23 protein-coding genes and 1 other RNA gene are annotated in these 25,522 nt (G+C 42.4%); 6 read left to right on the forward strand and 18 right to left on the reverse strand.

The annotated features are described in order from the left end of the window. From PR766_RS09160 to xerD, 7 genes are all read right to left on the reverse strand, one after another. A partial coding sequence (locus PR766_RS09160) for a hypothetical protein (protein ID WP_272518476.1) occupies positions 1–1,159 on the reverse strand: 1,159 nt, incomplete at its 3' end. Then, complete coding sequence (locus tag PR766_RS09165) at positions 1,156–1,653, reverse strand: hypothetical protein (RefSeq protein ID WP_036964165.1); 498 nt, start codon at positions 1,651–1,653, stop codon at positions 1,156–1,158. The genes PR766_RS09160 and PR766_RS09165, both read right to left, overlap by 4 nt. Positions 1,654–2,355: 702 nt before the next feature. After that, positions 2,356–3,873 carry a lysine--tRNA ligase gene (lysS, locus tag PR766_RS09170; protein ID WP_006658054.1) on the reverse strand — a complete coding sequence of 506 codons (1,518 nt, stop codon included), beginning with the start codon at positions 3,871–3,873 and terminating at the stop codon, positions 2,356–2,358. A gap of 7 nt (positions 3,874–3,880) precedes the next feature. Then, positions 3,881–4,982 (reverse strand): peptide chain release factor 2 gene (gene prfB, locus PR766_RS09175; RefSeq protein WP_112860566.1). Its coding sequence is split into 2 segments (ribosomal slippage): positions 3,881–4,903 and positions 4,905–4,982, totalling 1,101 coding nucleotides; the frame shifts between segments, so codons are not numbered across the junction. Positions 4,983–5,108: 126 nt separating this feature from the next. Beyond that, a complete protein-coding gene (recJ, locus tag PR766_RS09180; RefSeq protein ID WP_036968251.1) occupies positions 5,109–6,842 on the reverse strand; it encodes a single-stranded-DNA-specific exonuclease RecJ in 1,734 nt (577 codons plus the stop codon). A gap of 8 nt (positions 6,843–6,850) precedes the next feature. Continuing rightward, entirely contained in the window at positions 6,851–7,552 is a 702-nt protein-coding gene (gene dsbC, locus PR766_RS09185; protein WP_006658051.1) for a bifunctional protein-disulfide isomerase/oxidoreductase DsbC, read from the reverse strand. A gap of 18 nt (positions 7,553–7,570) precedes the next feature. After that, on the reverse strand, positions 7,571–8,473 hold the full coding sequence (xerD, locus tag PR766_RS09190; RefSeq protein ID WP_006658050.1) for a site-specific tyrosine recombinase XerD: 903 nt from the start codon (positions 8,471–8,473) through the stop codon (positions 7,571–7,573). 117 nt (positions 8,474–8,590) lie between these two features. On the opposite strand from xerD, the gene fldB reads away from it, so the two are divergent. After that, entirely contained in the window at positions 8,591–9,109 is a 519-nt protein-coding gene (fldB, locus tag PR766_RS09195; RefSeq protein WP_006658049.1) for a flavodoxin FldB, read from the forward strand. Between the two features lie 25 nt (positions 9,110–9,134). Here fldB and PR766_RS09200 read toward each other — a convergent pair whose 3' ends face one another. Further along, a complete protein-coding gene (locus PR766_RS09200) occupies positions 9,135–9,545 on the reverse strand; it encodes a protein YgfX (RefSeq protein WP_006661186.1) in 411 nt (136 codons plus the stop codon). Further along, positions 9,526–9,792, reverse strand: coding sequence for an FAD assembly factor SdhE (gene sdhE / locus PR766_RS09205; protein ID WP_230086674.1), 267 nt, complete (start codon positions 9,790–9,792; stop codon positions 9,526–9,528). Before sdhE ends, PR766_RS09200 begins: the two co-directional genes overlap by 20 nt. A 291-nt stretch (positions 9,793–10,083) precedes the next feature. Between sdhE and ygfZ the strand changes: the two genes are divergently transcribed. Both ygfZ and PR766_RS09215 read left to right on the forward strand, forming a co-directional pair. After that, the gene (gene ygfZ, locus PR766_RS09210; RefSeq protein WP_006661184.1) at positions 10,084–11,070 is read left to right on the forward strand and encodes a tRNA-modifying protein YgfZ; all 987 of its coding nucleotides are present in this window, start codon (positions 10,084–10,086) and stop codon (positions 11,068–11,070) included. Between the two features lie 11 nt (positions 11,071–11,081). After that, positions 11,082–11,702: an HD domain-containing protein gene (locus PR766_RS09215; RefSeq protein ID WP_006658045.1), complete on the forward strand. Its 621-nt coding sequence runs from the start codon at positions 11,082–11,084 to the stop codon at positions 11,700–11,702. A gap of 88 nt (positions 11,703–11,790) precedes the next feature. Here PR766_RS09215 and gcvP read toward each other — a convergent pair whose 3' ends face one another. The 7 genes from gcvP to PR766_RS09250 all read right to left on the reverse strand — a co-directional run bounded on the left by gcvP (position 11,791) and on the right by PR766_RS09250 (position 21,419). After that, a complete protein-coding gene (gcvP, locus tag PR766_RS09220) occupies positions 11,791–14,667 on the reverse strand; it encodes an aminomethyl-transferring glycine dehydrogenase (RefSeq protein WP_036978469.1) in 2,877 nt (958 codons plus the stop codon). 184 nt (positions 14,668–14,851) lie between these two features. After that, positions 14,852–15,244 carry a glycine cleavage system protein GcvH gene (gene gcvH / locus PR766_RS09225; protein WP_006658043.1) on the reverse strand — a complete coding sequence of 131 codons (393 nt, stop codon included), beginning with the start codon at positions 15,242–15,244 and terminating at the stop codon, positions 14,852–14,854. A 79-nt stretch (positions 15,245–15,323) separates the two neighbouring features. Next, complete coding sequence (gene gcvT, locus PR766_RS09230) at positions 15,324–16,418, reverse strand: glycine cleavage system aminomethyltransferase GcvT (RefSeq protein ID WP_006661180.1); 1,095 nt, start codon at positions 16,416–16,418, stop codon at positions 15,324–15,326. Between the two features lie 467 nt (positions 16,419–16,885). Further along, positions 16,886–18,112 (reverse strand): FAD-dependent 2-octaprenylphenol hydroxylase, encoded by a 1,227-nt coding sequence (ubiI, locus tag PR766_RS09235; RefSeq protein WP_006658041.1) that lies wholly within the window; start codon positions 18,110–18,112, stop codon positions 16,886–16,888. 25 nt (positions 18,113–18,137) lie between these two features. After that, the gene (ubiH, locus tag PR766_RS09240; protein WP_154635792.1) at positions 18,138–19,316 is read right to left on the reverse strand and encodes a 2-octaprenyl-6-methoxyphenyl hydroxylase; all 1,179 of its coding nucleotides are present in this window, start codon (positions 19,314–19,316) and stop codon (positions 18,138–18,140) included. A gap of 37 nt (positions 19,317–19,353) precedes the next feature. Beyond that, positions 19,354–20,676: a Xaa-Pro aminopeptidase gene (gene pepP / locus PR766_RS09245; protein WP_006658039.1), complete on the reverse strand. Its 1,323-nt coding sequence runs from the start codon at positions 20,674–20,676 to the stop codon at positions 19,354–19,356. Positions 20,677–20,840: 164 nt separating this feature from the next. Next, on the reverse strand, positions 20,841–21,419 hold the full coding sequence (locus PR766_RS09250) for a YecA/YgfB family protein (protein ID WP_006658038.1): 579 nt from the start codon (positions 21,417–21,419) through the stop codon (positions 20,841–20,843). Between the two features lie 222 nt (positions 21,420–21,641). Between PR766_RS09250 and zapA the strand changes: the two genes are divergently transcribed. The 3 genes from zapA to PR766_RS09265 all read left to right on the forward strand — a co-directional run bounded on the left by zapA (position 21,642) and on the right by PR766_RS09265 (position 23,004). Then, positions 21,642–21,971: a cell division protein ZapA gene (zapA, locus tag PR766_RS09255; protein WP_006658037.1), complete on the forward strand. Its 330-nt coding sequence runs from the start codon at positions 21,642–21,644 to the stop codon at positions 21,969–21,971. Positions 21,972–22,080: 109 nt separating this feature from the next. Then, positions 22,081–22,263, forward strand: a non-coding RNA gene (gene ssrS, locus PR766_RS09260) — 6S RNA. A gap of 138 nt (positions 22,264–22,401) precedes the next feature. Beyond that, on the forward strand, positions 22,402–23,004 hold the full coding sequence (locus PR766_RS09265; RefSeq protein ID WP_224120247.1) for a 5-formyltetrahydrofolate cyclo-ligase: 603 nt from the start codon (positions 22,402–22,404) through the stop codon (positions 23,002–23,004). A gap of 37 nt (positions 23,005–23,041) precedes the next feature. On the opposite strand, the gene serA is transcribed toward PR766_RS09265, so the two are convergent. Beyond that, positions 23,042–24,292 (reverse strand): phosphoglycerate dehydrogenase, encoded by a 1,251-nt coding sequence (gene serA, locus PR766_RS09270; RefSeq protein ID WP_006658035.1) that lies wholly within the window; start codon positions 24,290–24,292, stop codon positions 23,042–23,044. Between the two features lie 428 nt (positions 24,293–24,720). Then, a complete protein-coding gene (rpiA, locus tag PR766_RS09275; RefSeq protein WP_006658033.1) occupies positions 24,721–25,380 on the reverse strand; it encodes a ribose-5-phosphate isomerase RpiA in 660 nt (219 codons plus the stop codon). Positions 25,381–25,522 lie beyond the last annotated feature (142 nt).

Raw genomic sequence — 25,522 nt, forward strand, 5'->3', positions numbered from 1 at the left:
CCAATTGCTGTTTAGCGTCAGATTGCAGTTTCGCAATCTCTGCCGTTAACTGATCAATACGTTGGTGAGCATCAGTAACTTGCTTATCTTTGTCGGTGAGTTGTTTTTTCGTATTCGCAACATCAACCAAACCATCATTAAGTTGTTTTTCCAACTTTTTGATGGTTTCTAAAGACTGATCATTCTGTTTGGCGAGCGCTTCCAAACTGGCTTGTTTTTCAGCAACAGCACCCTTCGATTTCGTTAACTCATTGTTAAGTTCATCGATAACAACTTTATTATCAACCGACTTCACAACATTTTGTAACTGATCAATTTTCAGCTTGTTGGCTGTAATTTCTTCGCTAAGTTGATTAATCGTAGATTGTTTTTCAGCAATAATACGATTTAGCTCAGCAATACTTTTATTGTAGTTGGTAAGCTTATTGACTAGCTGACCATCCGTTAAAAGCTTATTGTACGCAATTAACTCACCCACACCTTGCGCAATGCCAAGGCGATAAAGGCTTTTTAATTGTTGCTGCTCAATTAAGTTTGCCAACTGAGCTAAATAGGCAGCATTATCTGCCCCTGCTTTCTTCGTGAAATCAGAAGAATACAGACCAAGAGGATCAATAATAACTTGGTATTTGGCAAAATCTTTCGCCAAATACTTAGGGTTCCATTGATTACTTTGCAGTAAGTATGAAGATGTCGGCTGGTAAGATGAAGGCTCAGTTGGTAACACACAAACCTCTGTAACAGGAGGAGTCACCGGCTCTGTTACTTGTGGTTGTGTTTTAGGCTCGACCTGCGTTTGTACCGTGGCGGTTACTGGCGCTGTAGTGTTTTGAGAATGAGACACCGTCACCGTATTCGATACGTGCTGAGTGACCTTTTTCTCTTTAGTATTCCTTGCATTAACCGTCTTGACTTGGCGGTTTTCTTTCGGCAGTGGAACTGGCGAAAGTGTGGATAAAACATCATAACCCTGGGCTTGTGATTTAACACTCAGTGGCACTTCGATAGGACGTGGCTTTGGCTTTTGACCTTCATTTTCAGATTGAAGGTAAGTATCAAAGTCATCGATGACATTGTTAAAACGATCCGCATAGGATGCCGATGAAAAACATGTCGAGAAGAGTGCCAGAGAGACACAAAGCCTTAGGTTAAGTCTCATAATCCATTAATTTTCTGCAAAGTTGATTCCGTTGACAGCACTGCGTTGTAACGCACCTTAGCACAAAGTACTTTTGTTTTAGACTCAATTGCCATTTGCAATAGTTCAATCGTATCTGGGCTAGCAGTTGCTTCGATTTGCTTATACAACTGATTGATTTCACTCACTTCCTTAAATGAACCAACCAGACGATTGTAATTTTCTGGTGATAATGTTTTCAATGAACTGAGTTCTTTAATACAGGTATTAAGTGGAGCAACGCCCGATTGCTCAGCACCATTTGGCGAGCGATCTAAAGCATTATTTAAAACATTTTGTGATTCAGGGTAAGAATTATCGACCTTACCGCTTTGTGAACTTTTCGTTGATGCTGTAGCTAGTTGAGAATCAGCTGATGCCGTATTTTGCGCGTTTGGACCAGAAACACAGCCAGAAAGTAAAACTGTGCTTACCGCAAGCAAAGATGCGACATAAAATTTATTTTTTAAAAACATATATTTACCTTACCAGTACTTTTCTTCGCTATTATTATGATGTCCTAGAAACCTAGTGTAAGCTAAAAACTTCTTATTTTCTATATAGTCGAATAGAGAAATAGAGTCTTCTCATAAATATAATGCATTTTTATTTTTCACTAATATAATTCCACACTGCGGTGTCGTTATTTTAACGACAATAATACTCATCGCTACTCTAAATAAGATATCCTGCATTCCTATTTATTGGTTGTTTATCTCCATTTATTAACACCAAAAACACATCTCATTAGTAATAACTTAAAATGAGTAATGCCTATTTACTTTATCTATCCAGTTATCTACACGTGTTTTATCAAGTAAACCTAATTAGCAATGTCATATCAAAATCAATCAATTACAATCAAGTAGATTTACTCATTAAAAGACTTAAATTCTCTTAATCTGAAAAACAAAAAAGTGCTAACGCTCACCTTGATGATAAAAATAAGTATTAATGAAACAATACTCTACATTTATTAAAACCAGCGAAGAATAGCAGTTATCTTAAAAGATACAGACATTCAATTAACGCACAACGTGATATAACTCAGCTTTTATTTGCTACAAAAGAAAAATACGACAAATTAATTGTAAGTTCACATAGGTTAATTAAATAGAACGGTGACAACGTATTGAGAGGTTCATGCCCAGCAATTTACTGGGCATGAAAAGCAAAATTTAAGCTTTGCTAGGACGTAATGCAGGGAATAAGATTACATCGCGGATAGTATGGCTATTGGTAAATAACATGACCATACGGTCAATACCAATACCTAAACCTGCTGTTGGCGGTAAACCGTGCTCTAATGCGGTGACGTAGTCTTCATCATAGAACATCGCTTCATCATCGCCTTCATCTTTCTGGCGAACTTGCTCAGCAAAGCGCTCAGCTTGGTCTTCCGCATCATTTAACTCAGAGAAACCATTACCGATTTCACGACCACCGATGAAGAATTCAAAACGATCTGTAATGAACGGATTTTCATCGTTACGGCGAGCTAATGGTGAAACTTCAGCTGGATATTCAGTAATAAATGTTGGCTGAATTAAGTGGCTTTCCGCAACTTCCTCGAAAATTTCACACTGAATACGACCTAAGCCCCAGCTCTTCTCAATCTTAATGCCAAGAGACTGAGCAATCGCAACCGCTTTGTCCATGTCATCCAAATCCGCAACATTGGTTTCTGGACGGTATTTGCAGATAGCTTCTTTCATCGTCATTTTGGTAAATGGCTTACCAAAATCAAATTCTTGCTCACCATACTTCACAACCGTATTCCCTAACACTTTCTGCGTTAAGATACGGAATAAGTCTTCAGTCAGAACGATTAAGTCACGGTAATCCGCATACGCCATGTACAGTTCCATCATTGTGAATTCTGGGTTATGGCGTGGAGATAAACCTTCATTACGGAAGTTACGGTTAATTTCGAACACACGTTCAAAACCACCCACAACTAAACGCTTCAGATACAGTTCTGGCGCAATACGCAGATACATATCGATATCTAACGCATTATGGTGTGTGACGAATGGACGCGCAGAAGCCCCACCAGGGATGACTTGCATCATTGGAGTTTCAACTTCCATAAAGCCATGATCGACCATGAAATTACGAACTTCCGCTAAAATCTTAGAACGGATGATGAAAGTGTTACGAGATTCATCGTTAGCAATTAAATCAAGGTAACGTTGACGATAACGTGTTTCTTGGTCTGATAAACCGTGGAACTTGTCTGGTAATGGACGCAGAGCTTTGGTTAACAAGCGAACTTCATGACAATGAACAGTCAATTCGCCCGTTTTAGTTTTAAATAAACGACCCTTAGCACCCAGAATGTCACCTAAGTCCCATTTTTTGAACTGCTCGTTATAAATACCTTCTGGCAGATCATCGCGGGAAACGTAAATCTGAATACGACCACCAACATCTTGCAATGTTGCGAATGATGCTTTACCCATGATACGGCGAGTCATCATACGACCCGCGATAGTCACTTCAACATTCAGATCTTCTAACTCTTCTGCTGTTTTTTCACCAAATTCAGCGTGAAGCTTATCGGACACATTTTCACGGCGGAAATCATTTGGGAACGGAATACCCTGTTCGCGTAACGCAACCAGTTTTTCTTTACGGGCTTTGAGTTCGTTATTTAAATCGGGAGCGTGTTCTGCACCCTGTTGCTCTTGAGACATTTTTTCCTCACAGGCCAGCTTTTAAACTAGCTTCAATGAATTTATCCAAATCACCATCCAGCACGGCTTGCGTGTTACGCGTTTCCACACCAGTACGTAAATCTTTAATTCGCGCATCATCAAGGACGTAAGAACGAATTTGGCTTCCCCAGCCAATGTCCGATTTATTCTCTTCCATCGCTTGCTTATCTGCGTTCTTCTTCTGCATTTCCAGTTCGTACAACTTCGCTTTTAACTGGCGCATGGCTTGATCTTTATTTTTATGTTGCGAACGGTCGTTTTGACACTGAGTCACTATGTTGGTCGGTATATGGGTAATACGCACCGCTGACTCAGTTTTGTTAACGTGCTGACCACCAGCTCCAGAGGCGCGGTATACGTCGATACGCAAATCAGCAGGGTTAATTTCGATATCAATATCATCATCAACTTCAGGATAGATAAACGCTGAGCTAAATGAGGTATGACGACGGCCGCCAGAATCAAATGGGCTCTTACGAACCAAACGGTGAACACCCGTTTCTGTTCTTAACCAACCATAGGCATAGTCTCCGATGATTTTAATTGTCGCAGATTTTAAACCTGCCACATCACCATCGGACTCTTCAATAATTTCTGTTTTGAAGCCTTTTGACTCGGCCCAACGCAAGTACATACGCATGAGCATACTTGCCCAATCTTGCGCTTCAGTACCACCAGAACCTGCTTGTAAGTCAATGTAGCAGTCAGCACTATCATACTCGCCGGAAAACATACGACGGAATTCCAGTTGTTCTAACTTGCCTTGCAGTACGTCTAACTCGGCACCCGCTTCGTTGAACGTTTCTTCGTCATCAGCTTCTACCGCTAATTCCAATAAACCTTCTACGTCTTCGATACCTTGGGTCAGTTGGTCAATAGTCTCAACAATTGCCTCAAGGGAAGAGCGTTCTTTACCAAGCGCTTGAGCTCGTTCTGGTTCATTCCAGACATCCGGTTGCTCAAGTTCTGCGTTCACTTCTTCTAAGCGTTCTTTCTTGGCATCATAGTCAAAGATACCCCCTCAGAACCATTGTCCGTTCAGACAGGTCCTGAATCTTGCTTTTTACTGGGTTTATTTCAAACGTCATTTTCACTATCTTATAGTTGATCAATAAAGATAAATATTTCCATTCACGAACCGTTTAGTATAACGGAATTCCTGTCAGGTTTATAGGGCATCACTCCCCTATTTCTGTACGAATTGTATCGTCAGTTTAATCCGGCCAAATATGCTCAATCATCAATTGCACATTTTTATTGCCGCGAAATTCGTTTACATCCAGCTTAAATGCGATTTTAGCTTTTTTCACACTGTTGTCTGGCCATCGGCGAACATCAATATTAAACATGATACCATCGAGCATGGGTCCACCATTAACGGGCTCCAACATCAATTTCAAATGTTTTTCACCCACTAACTTTTGTTGTAATAACTGGAAATGTCCATCAAATACCGGTTCAGGGAAAGCCTGTCCCCAAGGACCACTTTCACGCAGTAATTCTGCTGTTTCTAATGACAGCTGATTACGCAATAGCTCACCGTCACTCCAGATCACACCCGATAACAGTTCAGGCTGAATAAGCTCCCCCATTAACGTCTCAAAGTGGTATTTGAAGGCGTCAAATTTACTCTCTTCAAGAGACAAGCCAGCCGCCATGGCATGTCCACCAAACTTTTGCATTAACCCTGGTTGCAGCGTGTTCAAACGCTCAAGCGCATCACGCATATGTACACCTTGAACCGAGCGACCAGAGCCTTTTAATAACCCATCACCGGCGGGTGCAAAAGCGATGACAGGACGGTGAAACTGCTCTTTAATTCTCGATGCTAAAATCCCAACAACCCCTTGATGCCATTCAGGATGGTACAAAGCTAGCCCATTGGGTAATTGATTGTCGCTATATTCGATTTTATTAAATAACACCAAAGCTTCTTGCTGCATGCCTGCTTCGATTTCTCGACGAGTTTGGTTCAAACCATCAAGCTCATTAGCTAGCTCACGCGCATATGCCATATCATCCGTGAGTAGCAATTCAATACTCACCGACATATCATCGAGCCGTCCAGCCGCATTTAACCGAGGACCTAACGCAAAGCCAAAATCGTTCGCGACAAGACGAGACGCATCTCGCTTGGATACCTCAATTAACGCTTTGATTCCCGCGCAGCAACGTCCTGCTCTTACGCGATTTAACCCTTGATGCACTAAAATACGGTTATTGGTATCTAATGGCACCACATCAGCGACCGTGCCAAGTGCAACTAAATCGAGATATTCCGCTAAATTAGGTTCACTGATCCCTTGCTTTTCAAACCATTGCTGTTGGCGTAAGTGCGCCCTTAATGCTGACATTAAATAAAACGTAACCCCAACACCCGCCAATGATTTTGATGCGAATTGGCAGTCACTCAGGTTTGGATTGATGATAGCATCAGCTGTTGGTAGGATTTCACCCGGCAAATGGTGATCTGTAATAATCACCTTCATCCCATATTGATGAGCAGCATCGACCCCATCATGAGAAGAAATACCGTTATCTACGGTAATAATCAGGTCAGTTCCCTGCTTATAGGCTTCATCCACCACTAGCGGCGTCAAACCATAACCATTTTCAAAACGGTTAGGAACGATATAATTTAAATTCACATACCCCATGGCTTTCAGTGCACGAATGGCCAATGCAGTGCTGGTTGCGCCATCAGCATCAAAATCCCCTACAATGGTAATTTTTTGATGCTCCACCAGTGCGACATAGAGCAGCGTTAATGCATTCTCAACCCCTGATAATGAGCGATAATCTAGTAAATTAGAGGCTTTTCGCTCTAATTGGGCGATATCAGTGATCCCTCGAGAGGCATAAATACGCTGCAAAAGCTCAGGAATATTGGGTAATGCGGCAGCATCACCCGTTAATTCTCTTTGACGTAAAAAAGTTTCAACATTCACAATAATGATTATTTCTGTTCAAGTAATTGGAGTAATTCATCCGGTTTTAAAAAGCCAGGTAGCACTTGTCCGCTTGGCAAAATAATCGCTGGCGTGCCTGTTACTTTAAATAATTGACCTAATTTTAAATGATTACCTAAATCAATTTTACAGTCATCAATCATGGCAACCTCATCACCTTTAAATGCTTTCGTTAACGCATCTTGAGGTAAACCATTGCACCAAATGGATGCCATTTGTTTCGCCGTATCACTCTTCAGTCCTTGGCGTGGGAATGCTAAATAACGAACGGTAACTCCTTTACTGTTTAATTCGCCTACGGTTTCATGTAACTTTTTGCAGTAGCCACAGCTGATGTCCGTAAAGACGGTCACCACATATTTTTCATTAGGCGCTTTGAAAATGATCATTTCATTTTTTAGCGCTTCTACCTTCTTCAATAATGGTTGGTTACTGATATTTACAGGGACTTTGCCACTCAGATCATAAATAGGACCTTGCAATAAATATTTACCATCATCAGTCACATAGATAACGCCGTTATCCGTTTCTACCGTATTTAAACCCACAATTGGGGAAGGCTTAATAGACTCTACTTGCATATTATAATGTGCAAGTTTTTCAATAATCAGCTTCTCTTCTGTTGCTGCATAAACAGATGCCGTTAATGACGCGATGCAGGCGCCTAAAACAAGTAATTTGCGTTTCATATTTATCCTTTTCACCCATCACCCTCGAGGATGATGCTGCTCATGTAAAGCACGTAGTCGCTCAGTGGCAACATGTGTGTAAATTTGGGTTGTTGATAGGTCACTATGACCTAATAGCATCTGTACGACGCGTAAGTCTGCGCCGTGATTCAATAAATGGGTTGCGAATGCATGCCTTAATACATGAGGCGATAATGCTTCCCCATCAATATTTGCCAAAACGGCGTAATATTTTATTCGGTGCCAAAATGTCTGGCGGGTCATCTTTGTACCGCGTTTACTTGGAAAAAGCACGTCGCTGGTCTTTCCATTCAATAAGTCAGGGCGCCCTTCTGCAATGTATTTTTCCAGCCAATAAATCGCCTCTTCTCCCAGAGGGATCAAACGCTCTTTGTCACCTTTCCCCACAACACGCACAACCCCTTGCCGTAAACTGATATCCGAGAAGGTCAATCCCGTCAGCTCAGAGACGCGTAAGCCACAGGCATATAACACTTCTAACATCGCTTTGTCTCGTAATTCGAGCGAGTCCTCAGTTGCAGGCGCATTGAGTAAATCTTCGACTTGTTTTTCACTCAAATCTTTTGGCAATCGTTGCGGAATTTTAGGTGCTGCAATTACCGCTGAAGGGTCATCTGACCTAATTTTTTCACGATAAAAATATTGAAATAGCCTGCGTATCGAACTTAGCAAACGCGCCGAACTTGCAGCTTTATATCCACCGTCAATACGCTCTGCTAGAAAAGATTGCAAATCAATAGATTGAACGGTTTCTAAATGTAGCTGCTGCTTATCCAGCCACCGATCTAATGATTGGAGGTCATTACGATAAGATGCCAAGGTGTTTTCAGCAAGATCTTGCTCCAACCAAATTGTATCAAGAAACTGTTCAATTAATGGATTTAGTTGTTTACTTTCCACGCTAGATCCTATGCCTCTTTATTATTACCATGCAATCTATTATGCCTGATTGTAGCACCATCTGTTACAATACGTCCCTCGTGATAAAAACCAGCGCTGGATATAGTAAGAATATATATGAAAATAGGTCTTTTTTACGGCTCAAGTACCTGCTACACCGAAATGGTTGCGGAGAAAATACGCGACATCCTAGGTGATGATTTCATCACGCTCCATAACGTTAACGATACACCGCCAGAATTAATGGAGCAGTACGATGTTCTTATTTTGGGAATTCCTACGTGGGATTTTGGTGAAATTCAGGAAGACTGGCTGGAAATTTGGGAGGCGCTTCCCAAACTTAACCTTGTCGACAAAATGGTCGCCATGTATGGCATGGGTGACCAAGTTGACTATAGCGAATGGTTTTTAGATGCATTAGGTATGCTCTATCACCAACTAAAACCGACTGGCGCACAATTTATTGGTTTTTGGTCTACTGAAGGTTATGAATTTGAAAGCCCCAAACCACTGACTGAAGACGGTAAAATGTTTGTTGGTCTCGCACTCGATGATGTGAACCAATTTGAACAAACGGACGAGAGAATCGCCCAATGGTGTGAGCAGATCCTACAAGAAATTGAAGCTGCTCTTTAGAGATGAAGCGCAATAAACTGCAATATCAAATGTCGGGATATTGCAGTAATAATTGATTGAGGTTACGCCAATTTTCTTCGGACACTGAATCTTTCGCCACCCACAAACGCAGCTTCTGTGGCTTTCCTTGCAGTGCCTTAAGCGTCAATAAAATACCACAACGGCTACACCATGGTGCTTTGATTATTTCCCACTCATTCTTTTTCCATTGAAGCTTATTGCCATTCACCAGTACAGCAACGCCTTTCACTTTGCTAATGTTCTTTTGACTTTTTGCCCAGCTCGCCACTAAGATAACCAATAATGGAAGCCAAATCATCGAGTTACCAGGTTCCCATGGTGCAACAAGCAAAATGATACCCGCCCCCACATGGAGGCTGGTTGAAAAAAGCTGGGTTTTCCATGAAATGGAAAGATTAGATTTCCACAGGACCACGATTTTTATTTCTTTCTTGAATGAGTTTAATCATAGATAATAGCTCTTCATCCTCCGGACGCCCGTGATTCATCAACCAATTGAACAAATCTGGATCTGGGCACTCGAGTAGACGCACAAAAATACGTTTATCGTGATCTGTCAGTTCGTCATATTCATATTCAAAAAATGGCATGATAGAAATATCAAGCTCACGCATGCCTCTTCTGCATGCCCAATGAATTCGCGCCTTGTTATTGATATCGATTTGACTTTGCCCGCTAGGCATTCCATTATCCATTTCACTACGACCTTTTGTTGCAGTTGACTGATAAGATTGATTATTTTAAATACTCTATCAGATAATCTGTCAATAAAACATGCCACACTCTACATAGTTCACATTTTAGGTTGTAAAATACCGTTTTTCTACAAACTATTTACCCGCTTATGCTGAATAATAGGCTAATGAAACTTTAGTACCGTTTTAGGCTTGCAATGTGACCTAGCTATTTTACCATTAAGCACCATTATCAGATAAAGAACAACAGGTGAAATCATGACTTCTCATGTAGACAACACACTTCAGTTTCCCCTCAATTCTCAGTCTTTACCCCTTGTATTGATTTCACTGGAAAACTGGGAACTTATTCATCTTCACGGTGCCGACGCAGAAAAATATCTGCAAGGGCAAGTCACCGCGGATATTAGTACGCTTGAACATGCCCACACACTGACCGCACATTGTGACCCAAAAGGCAAAATGTGGAGTGACCTACGCCTATTCCATCATTTAGATGGTTTTTCTTATATTGAAAGATGCAGTGTCGCCGATGCCCAACTTGCAGAACTAAAAAAATATGCCGTTTTTTCCAAAGTCACTTTTGAGAAAAAACCCGAACTGAAATTACTGGGTATTGCCGGACAAGGCGCAAGAGAAGCACTAGCAGCTATTTTTGCTACATTGCCGGATCACCAAAATCAAGTGGTTGTTGATGGCAATAGCACCCTTCTGCATTTTGACCTCCCAGCAGAACGCTTCTTAATCATTACAGATGAGCCCATCGCACAAAAGATAACAGACACATTAAATGCACCACAGGTTTCTGACCAACAATGGTTAGCGCTTGATATTGAGGCCGGTCTCGCTGTTATTGACCAAGAGAATAGCGCTCAACATTTACCACAAGCAGCAAACTTACAGGTTATCCCTCACGGTATTAGCTTTAAAAAAGGCTGCTACACAGGCCAAGAAATGGTGGCTCGTGCCAAGTTCCGTGGTGCTAACAAACGAGCGATGTATTGGCTTACAGGTACAGGCTCCGCGCTCCCAACCATCGGCGAGGGTGTTGAATGGCAACTCGGTGAAAACTGGCGTCGTACAGGCACTGTTCTCGCGGCAGTACGTTTAGGTAATGGTGAGCTTAGCATCCAAATCATCATGAATAATGACATGGAAGCCGATAGCGTATTTCGTGTTATGGGAGATGAGCACAGTCGCCTAACAATTAGCCCACTCCCTTATTCTTTAGAAGAAGATAAATAATTGAGGTTTTTATGTCATCTGCAACAGGTACTAAGCCACAGAATATTTTGAATTTTGGGGCTTTTACCGAAGTCATCCAATTTTTAATGGAGCTCGATAAACTGAAAAGTGTTTATCGAAAAAATAAATTATTAAACCGTGAAAGACACGAAAACACCGCAGAACATAGCTGGCAATTTGCGGTTGCAGCAATGGCATTCGCACCTTATGTACCGGGCGTTAATCTGGAACGTGCCATTAAACTCGCCTTAGTACATGATATTGTTGAAATTGATGCTGGTGATGTCTTAGTCTTTGATAATGCTGCTCGTGATGCCATTCATGATGAAGAAGTCAAAGCGGCTAACCGCCTATTTAACCTACTACCAAGCCCACAAAATGCGGAATTTTTAGCCTTGTGGAATGAGTATGATGCTGTTGAAACCTTGGAATCGAAATATGCCAATGCCATTGACAGAGCGATGCCAATGTTATTGAACTTGCATAATCAAGGTCAAAGCTGGGTTGAAAATCATATTCGCCATGAGCAGGTCGTCAGTAAGTGTGACTATATTCAAGAGATACTGCCTGAGTTTTGGTTGCAACTTGAACAGCAATTAGAACAGGCACACCAAAAAGGATGGCTGCTGTAGTTATAAAAACAGGCTACAGAAAAGGCAATCCCATAAAAAACGCCAGATCTTCATCTGGCGTTTTCATATTCAACACTGAGTAAATTAATTACATATACTCTTCAATAGGTACGCACGAACAATGTAAATGACGGTCCCCGTAAACATCATCAAGACGTTTCACCGCTGGCCAATATTTGTTCACTCGAGTTGCGTGAGATGGGAATACCGCCAATTCACGACTATAAGTATGCGCCCACTCTTCCGCTAATTCAGTTTGAACGTGCGGAGCGTTCACTAACGGGTTATCTTCCAACGTCCATTTACCTTGAACCACTTGGTCTATTTCATCACGAATAGCCAACATCGCATCGATAAAGCGATCAATTTCGACGATGCTTTCTGATTCAGTTGGTTCAATCATCAAGGTTCCCGCGACAGGGAATGACATGGTTGGCGCATGGAAACCGTAGTCAATCAAACGCTTCGCAATATCTAACTCACTGATACCTGTATCTTTCTTGATAGGACGTAGATCCACGATACATTCGTGAGCCACATAGCCTTCTTGCCCTGTGTACAGAATGTCATAGCGAGCGGCTAAGCGTTTCGCGATGTAGTTAGCATTTAAAATAGCCACTTGGCTAGCTTTTCTAAGCCCGTGCGAGCCCATCATACGGATATACATCCAGCTAATAGGTAGAATAGAAGCGCTACCAAATGGTGCAGCAGAAACCGCGCCTTGCTCAGTCAACATTTCTTGCGTGACCACCGAGTGCCCAGGAACAAACGGTGCTAAGTGTTTTTTCACACCAATAGGTCCCATACCTGGTCCGCCGCCACCATGAGGAATGCAGAAGGTTTTATGTAAATTCAAGTGAGACACATCCGCACCAATAAAGCCAGGTGTTGTTAGACCTACTTGTGCGTTCATGTTCGCACCATCTAAATAAACTTGCCCACCATATTGATGAATAATTTCACACACTTCACGGATACTCTCTTCATAAACCCCGTGAGTAGATGGGTAGGTCACCATGACACAAGAAAGAGCTGTGCTGTGTTCCTTCGCTTTTTCACGGAGGTCAACAAGATCAATATTACCTTCATCATCACAACGCACAACCACGACTTCCATGCCTGCCATATGTGCAGATGCAGGGTTAGTTCCGTGTGCCGATGCGGGGATCAAACAGATATTACGCGCGCCTTCATTGCGGCTTTCATGGTAACGACGAATCGCTAACAGCCCCGCGTATTCACCTTGTGCCCCTGAGTTTGGCTGCATGCAAACGGCGTCATAACCCGTTAATTGCACTAACCAGTGAGAAAGCTGCTCAATCATTTGGTGATAACCTTGCGCTTGCTCTGGTGGGCAGAACGGGTGTAATTCACCAAATTCAGGCCATGTGATAGGGATCATCTCCGCAGAAGCGTTCAGTTTCATCGTACATGAACCTAATGGGATCATCGCTTGATTCAGCGCTAAATCCTTACGTTCTAAGCTATGCATGTAGCGCATCATTTCCGTTTCACTATGATAACGATGGAAATTTGGATGGGCTAAGATAACATCATCACGCAACATCGCGGCTGGAATAGAACTTGTGCCTTCTGAAACGAGCTTGTCTAATGCTTCAAAATCCAATTTTTTATCCATGCCAGTGATCACGAAGAACAACTCGTTCAGGTCATGACGTGAAGTGACTTCGCTAAATGTCACGCCCACCGCACCATGAATATCTGTGCGCAAGTTGACTTGTGCTTTTTCTGCGCGCGCTAATACTGCGGCTTTATCTGCGACTTCAATCGCGAGAGTATCGAACCACGTTTTATGACGAAGAGTAATACCCGCCTCTGTAAGCGCTTTGGCAAAAATAGAGCTAAAGCGGTGAATACGCTCAGCAATCAGTTTTAAACCTTCAGGACCATGATACACCGCGTACATTGCTGCAATGTTAGCGAGTAAAACTTGAGAGGTACAAATGTTAGAGTTCGCTTTTTCGCGGCGAATATGTTGCTCACGAGTTTGCATTGCCATGCGTAATGCTGTATGTCCTGCCGCATCACGGGAGACCCCGATAATACGTCCCGGCATCGCGCGTTTAAATTCATCTTTGCAGGCAAAAAATGCGGCATGAGGACCACCATAGCCCATTGGTACACCAAAACGTTGAGCGGAGCCAAAGACAATATCCGCGCCTTGTTTTGCTGGTGCTGTCAGTAAAACGAGTGCCATCATATCCGCAGCCACACAACTGACGATATTTTTCTCTTTCAGCTTAGCAAACAGTTCACTGTAATCATGAATGTTCCCTGTGGTACCAACTTGTTGTAGCAATACACCAAATACCCCTTCATGCTCCAGTGCTTTTTCTGCACTATCCACAATCACTTCAAAACCGAAAGTACCCGCGCGAGTACGCACAACATCAAGTGTTTGAGGATGGATATCATCTGCAACGAAAAAACGCTCTGCGTTTTTCAACTTACTAATACGTTTTGCCATCGCCATGGCTTCAGCCGCCGCAGTCGCTTCATCCAATAAGGACGCTGAAGCGAGATCTAAGCCCGTCAAATCGATAGTGAGTTGCTGGAAATTCAGCAGGGATTCAAGACGCCCTTGAGAAACCTCAGGTTGATACGGCGTATAGGCCGTGTACCAGCCGGGATTTTCTAACAAATTACGCAAGATAACAGGGGGAAGTACTGCAGGGGCATAGCCCATACCGATGTAACTTTTATAGCGTTTATTAAGAGATGCGATGCCTTTTAGCTCGGCCAATGCCTCTTGTTCTGTAGCACCACCACCCACTCTTGGTGGTTCCGGTAGTAAAATTGCTTTTGGGACAATTTTGTCCATTAAATTATCGAGAGAGGTCGCACCAACAGTACCTAACATGGTTTTTATTTGTTGTTCTGATGATCCAATGTGGCGCGAGATAAATTCTGAACGGTTTTCTAGTTGACTCAGTGACATCGACATATCTGTGTTCCCATCCTTTTTGCCGTGCGTAGCGTAGGTTATAAGACTCTAGCGATGATAAGACCTATTTATAAACTGCGAGGTAAGTGGGCCAGTTCAAACTAACCTTTATAAAAACAATATTTTTAAATACGTTGCGCTGTAGCGAACTATCAGGCTACAGCGCAAAGTACGATGCAATAAATTACTCTTCCGCGGCGATCATGCTCAGATAACCCTGAGCATCAATCAGGTCAGCTAACTGTGAGTCATCAGTCATCTTAATGCGGAAAATCCAACCTTCTTGATAAGGTGATTCGTTGACTAATTCTGGAGAATCACTTAATGCATCATTTACTGCGATAATTTCACCGCTAATAGGTGCATAAATATCAGATGCCGCCTTAACAGATTCAACAACTGCACAGTCATCCCCTGCACTCACGACATCACCTACGTTAGGTAAGTCGACAAAAACCATATCGCCTAAAGTTTCTTGCGCATGTTCAGTGATACCCACAGTAAACTCACCGTTGCCTTCATCACGTAACCATTCGTGTTCACGGGTATATCTTAACTCTTTAGGTGCGTTGCTCATTTCTAGCCTCTCTTCTGATTCTGAGAATATGTTTTTTGAGAATAAAACTAAATATTGTGTTGCATTAGAAAATATCTAATTATACTAATGCCTTACCTTCGCGTACGAACCCCGGCTTAACCACTTCAACCGGCATTTCACGATGGCGAATTTCAACGATGGCCTGATTTTTAATCCCATTCGGTACACGCGCTAATGCGATACTGAAACCCAACGTTGGAGAAAATGAACCGCTAGTGATCACTCCCTCATGCAATTTACCCGATTCGTCGGTAAAGCGCACAACCTGTTCAGCACGTAAAATGCCTTTTTCACGCATGACAATACCAACCAGTTTGTCTGAACCTTGCGCACGTTGCTTTTCCAATGCTTCACGACCGATAAAGTTCCGATCTTGCGGTTCCCAAGCAATTGTCCATCCCATATTGGCTGCCAATGGAGAAATAGACTCGTCCATATCTTGCCCATATAAATTCATACCTGCTTCAAGACGTAACGTATCACGAGCACCCAAGCCAGCTGGATGCACACCCGCTTTAAGCAGCTTGCGCCAAAACTCTACAACTTGCTGCTTTGGCATTGCGATTTCATAGCCTTTCTCACCGGTATAACCTGTTGTTGCAATAAACAGATCGCCAGTTTGTACACCATAGAAAGGCTTCATATCTTTAATTGCAGCACGCTGCTCTTCAGTCAGTAAGGCGTGAACTTTATCTTGTGCCTTTGGACCTTGAACGGCTAATAACGCGAGATCATCGCGTACAGTGATTGCAACAGCATACTCTTTAGCATGCTGTTCAATCCATGCAATGTCTTTGTCTCGTGTCGCAGAGTTAACCACCAAACGATAGAAATCATCGTCAAGGTAATAAACAATCAAATCATCAATCACACCACCGGATGCATTCAGCATACCGGTATACAGTGCGCGGCCTTTGATCGTGAGTTTGGCAATATCATTGGCGAGAAGATAACGGAGAAAATCGCGGCAGCCTTCACCATGTAAATCAACAATGGTCATGTGGGAAACATCAAACATTCCTGCATCGGTTCGGACAATATTATGTTCGTTGATTTGCGAACCATAGTGCAGTGGCATCATCCACCCGTGGAAATCCACCATTTTTGCACCGCAGGCTATATGCTCATCATATAGAGTTGTTTGCTTTACCATGAATACCCTCTTTACATTACTGTGTCTGATGGGGTGATTGCGTGATGACGGTATAAATTTTTTCTGTAAACCCCGTTTCATCAAAACGCAAATCATCGAATTTGATTCAAAATCGCTAACATTCGAAATTGGATGCTATAAAAAAAAATAGGGTGACGTACTCACTGTATTACTGATTGCGCGGTTATATTGCCAGCGCTTTTTGTTAAATAATTGAGAACGATCACTCAATCCCTTCATATTTGGCTTATTGGTGAGCAAAATATCATCAAAACTGAGATTCCCATCGAAATAAGGCTCTAACAGCTTCTAATTGTTAAATTAGAAAAACTAATCCGAAATAAGGGATAAATTAGTTTTTCTCAGCCATTGGAAAGTATCAACGAGGTGGGTAGATAGTGATTACAAATAAAAAAACGGAACGCGTTAAACTCAGCGTTCCGTCTATAAGAGAAAAATAAAATCGATTACTGACTATCAATAGGGAGTTGTTTTAACCATTTAGGCATATCCGATAAGCCCATTGCATGGTTCAGCAATTGTGGTTTTATTCCGGGTAGGCTATCCGCTAATACTAAGCCAATATCACGTAACAATTTTTTCGCAGGGTTATTGCCATCGAATAACTCACGGAACCCTTGCATACCCGCTAACATCAATGCGGCACTATGTTTACGACTGCGCTCATAGTCACGTAAATAGAAATATTGACCAAAATCCTTACCTTCTCGATGCAATCTTCTGATTTCACCGATCAGCATAGCAACGTCCATAAAACCAAGATTAACGCCCTGACCTGCCAATGGATGAATCGTATGAGCAGCATCCCCCAGAAGTGCAAGACGCTGAGCCGCAAACTGGCGTGCATAACGCCCAGTTAATGGAATAGTCACACGATCGCTTTCAAGCTGGCATAACCCTAAATTAGCATCAAATGCAACGGTTAACTCTTTCTCAAACTCGAGCTTGTCTAAATCTTGGCGACGCGCCGCGGCTAAGTTTGGTTGGGACCACACAATCGAGCATAAATGCGGGTCGCTCAATGGTAAGAATGCGAGGATACCTTCCCCATTAAAGGCTTGGCGAGCAATCCCTTCGTGTGGACGTTCCGTTCTAATTGTGGCAACTAACGCAGTATGTTCATAATCCCAGAATGTCAGTGGGATATCCGCATGACTACGTAACCATGAATTCGCCCCATCGGCACCGACAACTAATCGAGCTGTCAGCATATTTTCGTCATCTAACGTGATGAAAACCTCATTTTCGCCCCAAACAACTTTCTTAATGGTCGCTGGCGCTAATAATGTCACATCACGCAATTGGCTGGCTTTTTGCCACAGCGCATCACGTACCACATTATTTTCAACAATATGACCTAAGTGCGAAAGGTTTTGGTCTTTTGCAGAAAAAGCGATACGCCCAAAACTATGGTTATCCCACACTTCCATACCATTATAGGCAGACGCTCTCATTCCTTTAATGGCTGACCACACATCTAAGTGAGCCAATAATTTTTCACTCGCTGCATTAATTGCTGATACGCGCAGCGCATGGGGCTCACTGGCAGAAAATGGCACTTTAGGCGGATGGTTTTCTACCACTGCCACACGTAAACCACTGCCTTCGAGTCCACATGCCAATGCCAGCCCAACCATGCCACCACCAGCGATAACCACATCGAACGATTGCATATTATAATTCCTCTTAATTTTGTGGTTATTTATGTGCGACCCAGCCAAGGGTTTGGCGGGCTAAAACATCACGAATAGGCGGTAACATTTCCATCGCCATCAGTCCCAAATTGCGCCCAACGATCAGGGGAAAGCAACGATTAGCAAATAACCGAACCAGACCATCCGTCATGGCAACCGTTTTTTCTCTGTCAGCTAATCGGGATTGTTGGTACTGATTTAGCAATGAATAATGACCAATATCTTGCTGATTAGCATGAGCATTCACCACTAATTCAGCTAATTGCATTACATCACGGATCCCAAGATTGAAACCTTGCCCCGCGATTGGGTGTAGCGTCTGAGCTGCATTTCCCACCAGCGCAACACGATGACTCACTGAATTAACCGCTTTTCTTAATACTAACGGGTAACAGTTGCGTTTACCGGCTTGGGTGATTTCACCTAAACGCCAACCAAATGCTTGCTGTAATTTGCGAATAAACGTTTCGTCGTCCCATGAATTAATAGCATCAGCATGCTCTTGATGATGGCACCACACTAGCGAGCTGCGCCCTTCTGACATAGGCAATAACGCTAAAGGACCAAATTCAGTAAAGCGTTCGAAAGCACGTCCTGCGGGGTCAATTGCTGTTTTGACGTTCGCGATAATCGCCACTTGCCCATAATCATCCTGCTGCCATTGCATGTTACAAGCTTGTCCAATCGCAGAGCGACTTCCATCGGCCGCCACTAAAAGATGACCCGTAATTTGTTCGCCACTTGCTAACGTGACCGTCACATTATCCACGGTACGCTCTACATGCTCTACTTTTGCAGGACAATAGAGTTTGACTCCTGGGGCCTTACGCAACAGGGTAAATAAACGGGCGCCAGCTTCATGCAATTCAATCACATTACCTAGCTCGGTAATCTGGTGATCTTCGGCATGAATATTAACAAAACCGGCATGACCTCTATCAGACACATGAACGTGATTAATCGGAGTCACACAGTCAGCAAAAGCAGACCAAACACCTATCAATGACAAGTACTGACAGGTGCCGTGGGATAATGCAATCGCTCGAGCATCAAAGCCTGGATGCTGACCTTCCGGTCGAGAGGCTTCAATGAGTGATACCGAAACGCGTCCTTGACTGAGTGACGAAATCGCCAGAGCCAATGTGGCGCCAGCCATCCCTCCCCCAACAATAATCACATTCATAGATTATTAATTACCTTCTGTTATTACTTTGTACTGCTTAACCTAAGCGTTTTTTAGCAGCCGCCATTAACGCTTCTATTTCATCTGGATCTTTCACGACCATTGACGTTAGATTCTCATTCCCATCTTCAGTGATAAGAATGTCATCTTCAATACGCACACCAATACCGCGGTATTGAGGGGGTACATCTGCATCTGGTGCAATATAGAGCCCCGGCTCAATGGTCAGCACCATGCCCGGTTCCAAAATGCGATCTCTTTCCACACCATAGAAACCAACATCATGCACATCTAAGCCCAACCAATGACTTAAACCATGCATAAAAAATGGATGATACGCTTTGTTTTCGATCAATTGTTCGACATCACCCTGTAAAATGCCTAATTTCACTAAACCTTCCGTTTTGATACGAACAATTTGTCGAGTCACTTCGTGGATGCTGGTTCCTGGGCGATAAAGCGCTAATGCGGTATTGATAGATTCAAGAACGATGTCGTAAATTTCACGCTGCGCTTGGGTAAATTTACCATTCACAGGAAACGTACGAGTAATATCTCCTGCGTACCCTTCTAACTCCGCACCCGCATCAATTAAAACTAAGTCTCCATCCTTCATAGCACATTCATTTTCGGTGTAGTGCAAAATGCAGGCATTTTCGCCGCTACCAACGATAGTGTTATAGGAAGGGAAACGCGCGCCATGGCGAGTGAATTCATATTCAATTTCACCACAGAGTTGATATTCATACATATTTGGACGGCAAGTTTCCATCGCACGAATGTGGGCTAAGGCTGAGATTTCCCCCGCTTTACGCATAACTGCCATTTCTGCATCCGATTTAAACAGACGCATTTCATGCACCATCGGACGCCAATCAATAACAGTTTGAGGGGCTTTCAAATTGCGGCGGCTACCACGGCGTAATACATCCAGCGCACCAAAAACCAATTTATCCGCATACTCAAACTCACCTTGAGCATGATAAACCACATCTAATCCATTCAATAATTGATAGAGTTGATCAACAATCTCATCAAATGGTAGCGCTTTATCTACACCTAATTTTTCAGGTGCTGCGTCTTGTCCTAGACGACGACCAAACCAAATTTCTGCGGTTAAATCACGGACGCGGTTGAACAACACGGTATGACTATGTTTCTCATCACTTTTAATTAAAACTAAAACCGCTTCTGGCTCACTAAATCCAGTCAGATACAAAAAATCACTGTGCTGGCGATACGGATATTCGCAATCCGCATTACGTTGTGCTTCAGGTGCTGAGAAAATAATGGCAGCACTTGCAGGCGCCATTTGAGCCAATAATGCATTACGACGAGAAATAAATTCCTGCTTATTCATACCGTTATTGCCTTATTATTTTGGGTTTTAGGTAAATTGCTTATTTGATGATTAGCTAAAAATCAAAGAGCAATCGTCTTATATTAGGTAAAGAGCCCCCTTAACCATAGGCTTCTGATAACCCAGAAAACCGACGGTTAATGGTCATTACCTAGCATTATAGATTAGTGGAGAACGGGCTTGATATTCTCGACTGCGGTTGGTCCATTTTTCGGCTCAACTAATGCGATGTAGCACAGTTGAACGGCAACTCTGACATATTCAACAACTTCTTCTAAGGCTTGCTCAAGCTCTTCTTGGTCTTCTTCTTCATCATAACCAAGCATACCGATGTTACGTAAATCAGTAATAACTTCGCTAATCTCTTTTTTATCAGTAAGTTTAGGTTGAGCAACACCAATGCCCAGTAAGAAGTGATTAACCCAGCCAGCTAACGCATCTGCGTGATCAAACACTGAAGCGTCTTCATCAGGAAATAGCATATTAAATGCGAATTCGCTGTCATCTAATGCATCAAATGTGAGGTCATACAGCTCACGTAGCGGCTGAGCTACCGTCTGTGGAAATGCAAGCCCGTCATTTGCCAAATCATGGACGAGTGTTTGCCAACCGTGGTCACGACTTCCTCCACAAATTAATCCGGTAATTAAACCATGGATTTCGGCAGCAGTGAGTGCGATTGAGTGCTGTTGGAGCAAATTGTCCAACGATTCATAGTTAGGTAAAGATTTTTGTATAGACATCTGAATTCGTCATGTTAGCTTGGGATTCGTGATATGCTACCACCAAGGATAGCCGCTAGACCAGTCTGCTTTTTTTTGTCTGAGTTATTATTAGTTTATTTTTATTCTAAACTAGTAATATAACGCCAATGCCTATCTATGCATAAGCTATGTGAAAATTAACAACATTTACGCCAAATGTCCCACTTTTATTGGCGAAAAAGATTTTAGTATGGAGGTATCATGTCCGCACAACCCGTTGATATTCAGATTTTTGGGCGATCTATGCGCGTTAATTGCCCAATAGAACAAAAAGAAGCGCTGTTAGAAGCCGCAAAAGAGTTAGAAGAACGTCTAAAGAATTTAAAAGACAGAAGTGGTGTAACTAACACTGAACAGCTTATTTTCATTGTCGCATTGAACGTCTGTCACGAATTAGCACAAGAAAAGACAAAAACACGCGATTATGCTTATAATATGGAAGAGAAGATAAAGGTATTGCAACAAACGATTGAGCAAGCGTTGCACGATCAGGTGAAAATCACTGAGAGGCAGGTATTGCCCCTAGAGTAATTATGCTTATTAATCAATCACTAGTAAAAAATAAAACTAAAAATTAGGTTGCATTTATACTCTAATTTCGTACAATGAAGTCACTGAGTAACGTAAGTTCTCAAAACAAATTTCTCTGAGATGCGCGTCAGTGGGTGAGTCCCCTGAGCCGATATTTCATACCAAACAGAATGTGGTTTTTGCGCTGGTGAGCATGCCTGATTCGCTCAGGAAGCCTAAAGGTTGCTAAACTGCGTTCACCTTGAACCAAGGGTTCAAGGGTTACAGCCTACAACGGCATCTTGGAGACCCCCTTTCTTTTCCTGTTGTTTCTGTGTCTTCTGCACAACTTCCCAAATACTCTGCGAAAAACTACCCATTCCTATCGCTTGCGATATACTGTTTGTTATGTTTTTCCGCTGGTTATACAACTTTCTATGAGGGAAGGTATATGAAAATGGTTATGTCAGATGCGCTTTCTTTATCACGTCAGCAAATTCGTCAATCCATTAGGGCAGCCCGTCGGGCACTTTCCCTTGAAGCACAAGACGCTGCGGCACAGCAAATAGTGACTCACTCACTCAATCACCCCAAAATAGCACAGGCAAAAACTATCGCCCTATTTCTATCGTTCGATGGGGAAATTAATACACGCCCATTAATTCAAGCTCTCTGGGAACAAGGGAAACATATTTATCTCCCCGTCATTCATCCATTTAGCCCTAATAACCTCTTATTTTTACGTTACACACCAGAAACTGCACTAGTAAAAAATAAGTTTAATATCGAAGAACCTCCATTGAATATTTCAGATGTATTACCCATTGAGCAGCTCGATATTATGATGATCCCACTCGTGGCATTTGATAGCCAAGGGCAGCGATTAGGAATGGGTGGCGGTTTTTACGATAGAACGTTAGCGAAATGGCAGCAAACTGGCTTTTATCCTATTGGGCTTGCCCATGATTGCCAGCAAGTTGAAAATTTACCAGTAGCACATTGGGATATTCCATTACCTGAAATTATCACCCCTAAAAAAATATGGCGCTGGTAAGCACCAACGCCATATGAGAATAAAAAGCTAAATTTAATTAGAACAACAGGCGAGCGCGAATAGTGCCTGGCAGTGATTTCAATTTCACTAACACTTCATCCGCCTGACCAGGTGATTGCGTCAGCACATCAATAACAACATAACCAACATTACCTGACGTTCTCAGATATTGCCCTACTACGTTGATGTTATTTTCCGTAAATACTTGGTTGATGCTATTCATCATCCCTGGACGGTTTTCATGAATATGCAGTAAGCGGTTGGTATCATCCGTATGGACTGGCAGTGAAACCTCAGGGAAGTTAACCGCAGATAATGTTGAACCATTGTCAGAGTATTTTGCTAGCTTACTCGCCACTTCTAAACCGATATTCTCTTGCGCTTCTTCCGTTGAACCACCGATGTGTGGTGTCAGGATCACGTTGTCGAATTTAATCAACTCAGAGATGAACGGATCATTCGGATCATTATTTGCCGCTGGCTCTGTTGGGAACACATCAACTGCCGCGCCTGATAATTTTTTGCTTTCTAATGCTGCGCTAAGTGCTGGGATATCAACGACCGTACCACGAGAAGCATTGATGAAAATTGCACCTTTTTTCATTTGCTCAAATTGCGTTGCACCAATCATATCCTTGGTACTTGCTGTTTCGGGCACATGCAAACTCACCACATCGCTCATTTTCAGTAGCTCAGGTAATGAGCGAACTTGCGTCGCATTACCTAATGGCAATTTATTTTCAATGTCATAAAAATAAACATCCATACCAATCCCTTCAGCTAAGATCCCTAACTGAGTACCGATATGACCATAACCGACAATACCTAAACGCTTGCCTCGAGCTTCAAAACAGCCTTTCGCTTGTTTTTCCCAAATACCGCGGTGCGCCTGCATATTGGCTTCAGGAATACGACGCAATAATAGTAATAGCTGACCTAATACCATTTCCGCCACGGAACGTGTGTTGGAGAATGGTGCGTTAAAGACAGGAATACCGCGTTTTGCTGCCGCATCTAAATCAACTTGGTTAGTCCCAATACAGAAGCAACCCACTGCCACCAGTTTCTCTGCCGATGCAAAGATCTCTTCAGTCAAATGAGTACGGGAACGGATACCGACAAAACGAGCGTCTTTAATTGCTTCTTTTAATTCTTCGTCCGACAGCGCGCTTTTGTGATATTCGATATTGGTGTAACCCGCTGCTTTGAGGTTATCCACAGCACTTTGGTGAACACCTTCAAGCAGTAAAAATTTAATTTTGTCTTTCTGCAAAGATACCTTGACCATTTACCCTACCCTATCGTACTTAATTTATGACAGATGAATTTCGTATGAACTCAAAATAATTCGAGATGCAAGTCATGAAATTAAGGCACTCCAGCCCCTCACATGCACCTTGAAATAAAACGAGAATACCAACATAGCAAAATTCAGCGCAGTAGCAATACAAACGATTGCTTAGACGCTGCTAAAAAGTGTGAAGAAAAAGAAGTTATGTGGTGGAAAATCTAGAGCGGTAACACAAAATAAGCATTTTGCCCACCCAATGGGCATTTGTGTGAGATATATCACCAAAATAACGGATGGTAAAAAAAATTTAAATAATTTTCAGGTTTACCATATTTATAAAAGTCATTAACGCTTTAGCTATCTAGTTAAAAACAAAATAAGCCAGTGAACTTAAAATCCACTGGCTTATCATTAACCACAGAAGATTACAGCTTAATAGTTTTTACACCTTCAGCTGTTCCCATCAATACGACATCAGCACCACGGTTAGCGAATAGTCCCACAGTCACGACGCCAGCAATACCGTTGATTTTGTTTTCTAATGCAACAGGATCGAGGATCTTTAAGTTGTGGACATCCAGAATAACGTTACCGTTATCCGTCACCACATTTTCACGGTAAACTGGTTGCCCGCCTAATTTAACCAATTCACGCGCAACATAGCTGCGCGCCATCGGAATGACTTCGACTGGTAGAGGGAAATTACCTAAAACACCCACTAACTTAGATTGGTCAACGATACAGACAAACGTTTTAGCAATGGCAGAAACAATTTTTTCGCGAGTTAATGCGGCACCACCGCCTTTGATCATGTTCATGTTGCCATCTACTTCATCAGCCCCATCAACATAAACATCTAATGAATCTACACTGTTACAGTCAAAAACAGGAATACCCAAGGATTTCAATTTTTGTGTTGATGCTTCAGAGCTAGAAACGGCTCCTTCAATTTGTCCCTTCATTGTTGCCAATGCATCAATAAAGTGGGATGCGGTAGAACCTGTACCTACCCCAACAATCGTGCCTGGCTTAACATATTCTAATGCCGCCCAACCTACTGCTTTTTTCAATTCATCCTGAGTCATGCGAGAGCCTTATACTGGAATATTCAATCATTAAATAGATAGTGAGTAGTATATACCGGACATTCTGCAAGTTGCAGTATTGTTATTAGGGATTGTGCACTACTTCTTATGAAAAATACCCTTTAGGAATATTTGCAAGTGT

The sequence above is a fragment of the Providencia sp. PROV208 genome (genome assembly GCF_028479465.1).
In the GTDB taxonomy this organism is placed as follows: Bacteria; Pseudomonadota; Gammaproteobacteria; order Enterobacterales; family Enterobacteriaceae; genus Providencia; species Providencia alcalifaciens.

What these genes read in the sequence shown, in the direction of transcription:
- fldB (WP_006658049.1), top strand. Translation starts at nt 8,591, where the DNA reads ATGAAAATAGGTCTTTTTTACGGCTCAAGTACCTGCTACACCGAAATG.
- gcvH (WP_006658043.1), bottom strand. Translation starts at nt 15,244, where the DNA reads ATGAGCAACGCACCTAAAGAGTTAAGATATACCCGTGAACACGAATGG.
- dsbC (WP_006658051.1), bottom strand. Translation starts at nt 7,552, where the DNA reads ATGAAACGCAAATTACTTGTTTTAGGCGCCTGCATCGCGTCATTAACG.
- PR766_RS09165 (WP_036964165.1), bottom strand. Translation starts at nt 1,653, where the DNA reads ATGTTTTTAAAAAATAAATTTTATGTCGCATCTTTGCTTGCGGTAAGC.
- gcvT (WP_006661180.1), bottom strand. Translation starts at nt 16,418, where the DNA reads ATGGTAAAGCAAACAACTCTATATGATGAGCATATAGCCTGCGGTGCA.
- zapA (WP_006658037.1), top strand. Translation starts at nt 21,642, where the DNA reads ATGTCCGCACAACCCGTTGATATTCAGATTTTTGGGCGATCTATGCGC.
- serA (WP_006658035.1), bottom strand. Translation starts at nt 24,292, where the DNA reads ATGGTCAAGGTATCTTTGCAGAAAGACAAAATTAAATTTTTACTGCTT.
- gcvP (WP_036978469.1), bottom strand. Translation starts at nt 14,667, where the DNA reads ATGTCGATGTCACTGAGTCAACTAGAAAACCGTTCAGAATTTATCTCG.
- ubiH (WP_154635792.1), bottom strand. Translation starts at nt 19,316, where the DNA reads ATGAATGTGATTATTGTTGGGGGAGGGATGGCTGGCGCCACATTGGCT.
- ygfZ (WP_006661184.1), top strand. Translation starts at nt 10,084, where the DNA reads ATGACTTCTCATGTAGACAACACACTTCAGTTTCCCCTCAATTCTCAG.
- lysS (WP_006658054.1), bottom strand. Translation starts at nt 3,873, where the DNA reads ATGTCTCAAGAGCAACAGGGTGCAGAACACGCTCCCGATTTAAATAAC.
- pepP (WP_006658039.1), bottom strand. Translation starts at nt 20,676, where the DNA reads ATGAATAAGCAGGAATTTATTTCTCGTCGTAATGCATTATTGGCTCAA.
- PR766_RS09250 (WP_006658038.1), bottom strand. Translation starts at nt 21,419, where the DNA reads ATGTCTATACAAAAATCTTTACCTAACTATGAATCGTTGGACAATTTG.
- PR766_RS09215 (WP_006658045.1), top strand. Translation starts at nt 11,082, where the DNA reads ATGTCATCTGCAACAGGTACTAAGCCACAGAATATTTTGAATTTTGGG.
- PR766_RS09265 (WP_224120247.1), top strand. Translation starts at nt 22,402, where the DNA reads ATGAAAATGGTTATGTCAGATGCGCTTTCTTTATCACGTCAGCAAATT.
- ubiI (WP_006658041.1), bottom strand. Translation starts at nt 18,112, where the DNA reads ATGCAATCGTTCGATGTGGTTATCGCTGGTGGTGGCATGGTTGGGCTG.
- rpiA (WP_006658033.1), bottom strand. Translation starts at nt 25,380, where the DNA reads ATGACTCAGGATGAATTGAAAAAAGCAGTAGGTTGGGCGGCATTAGAA.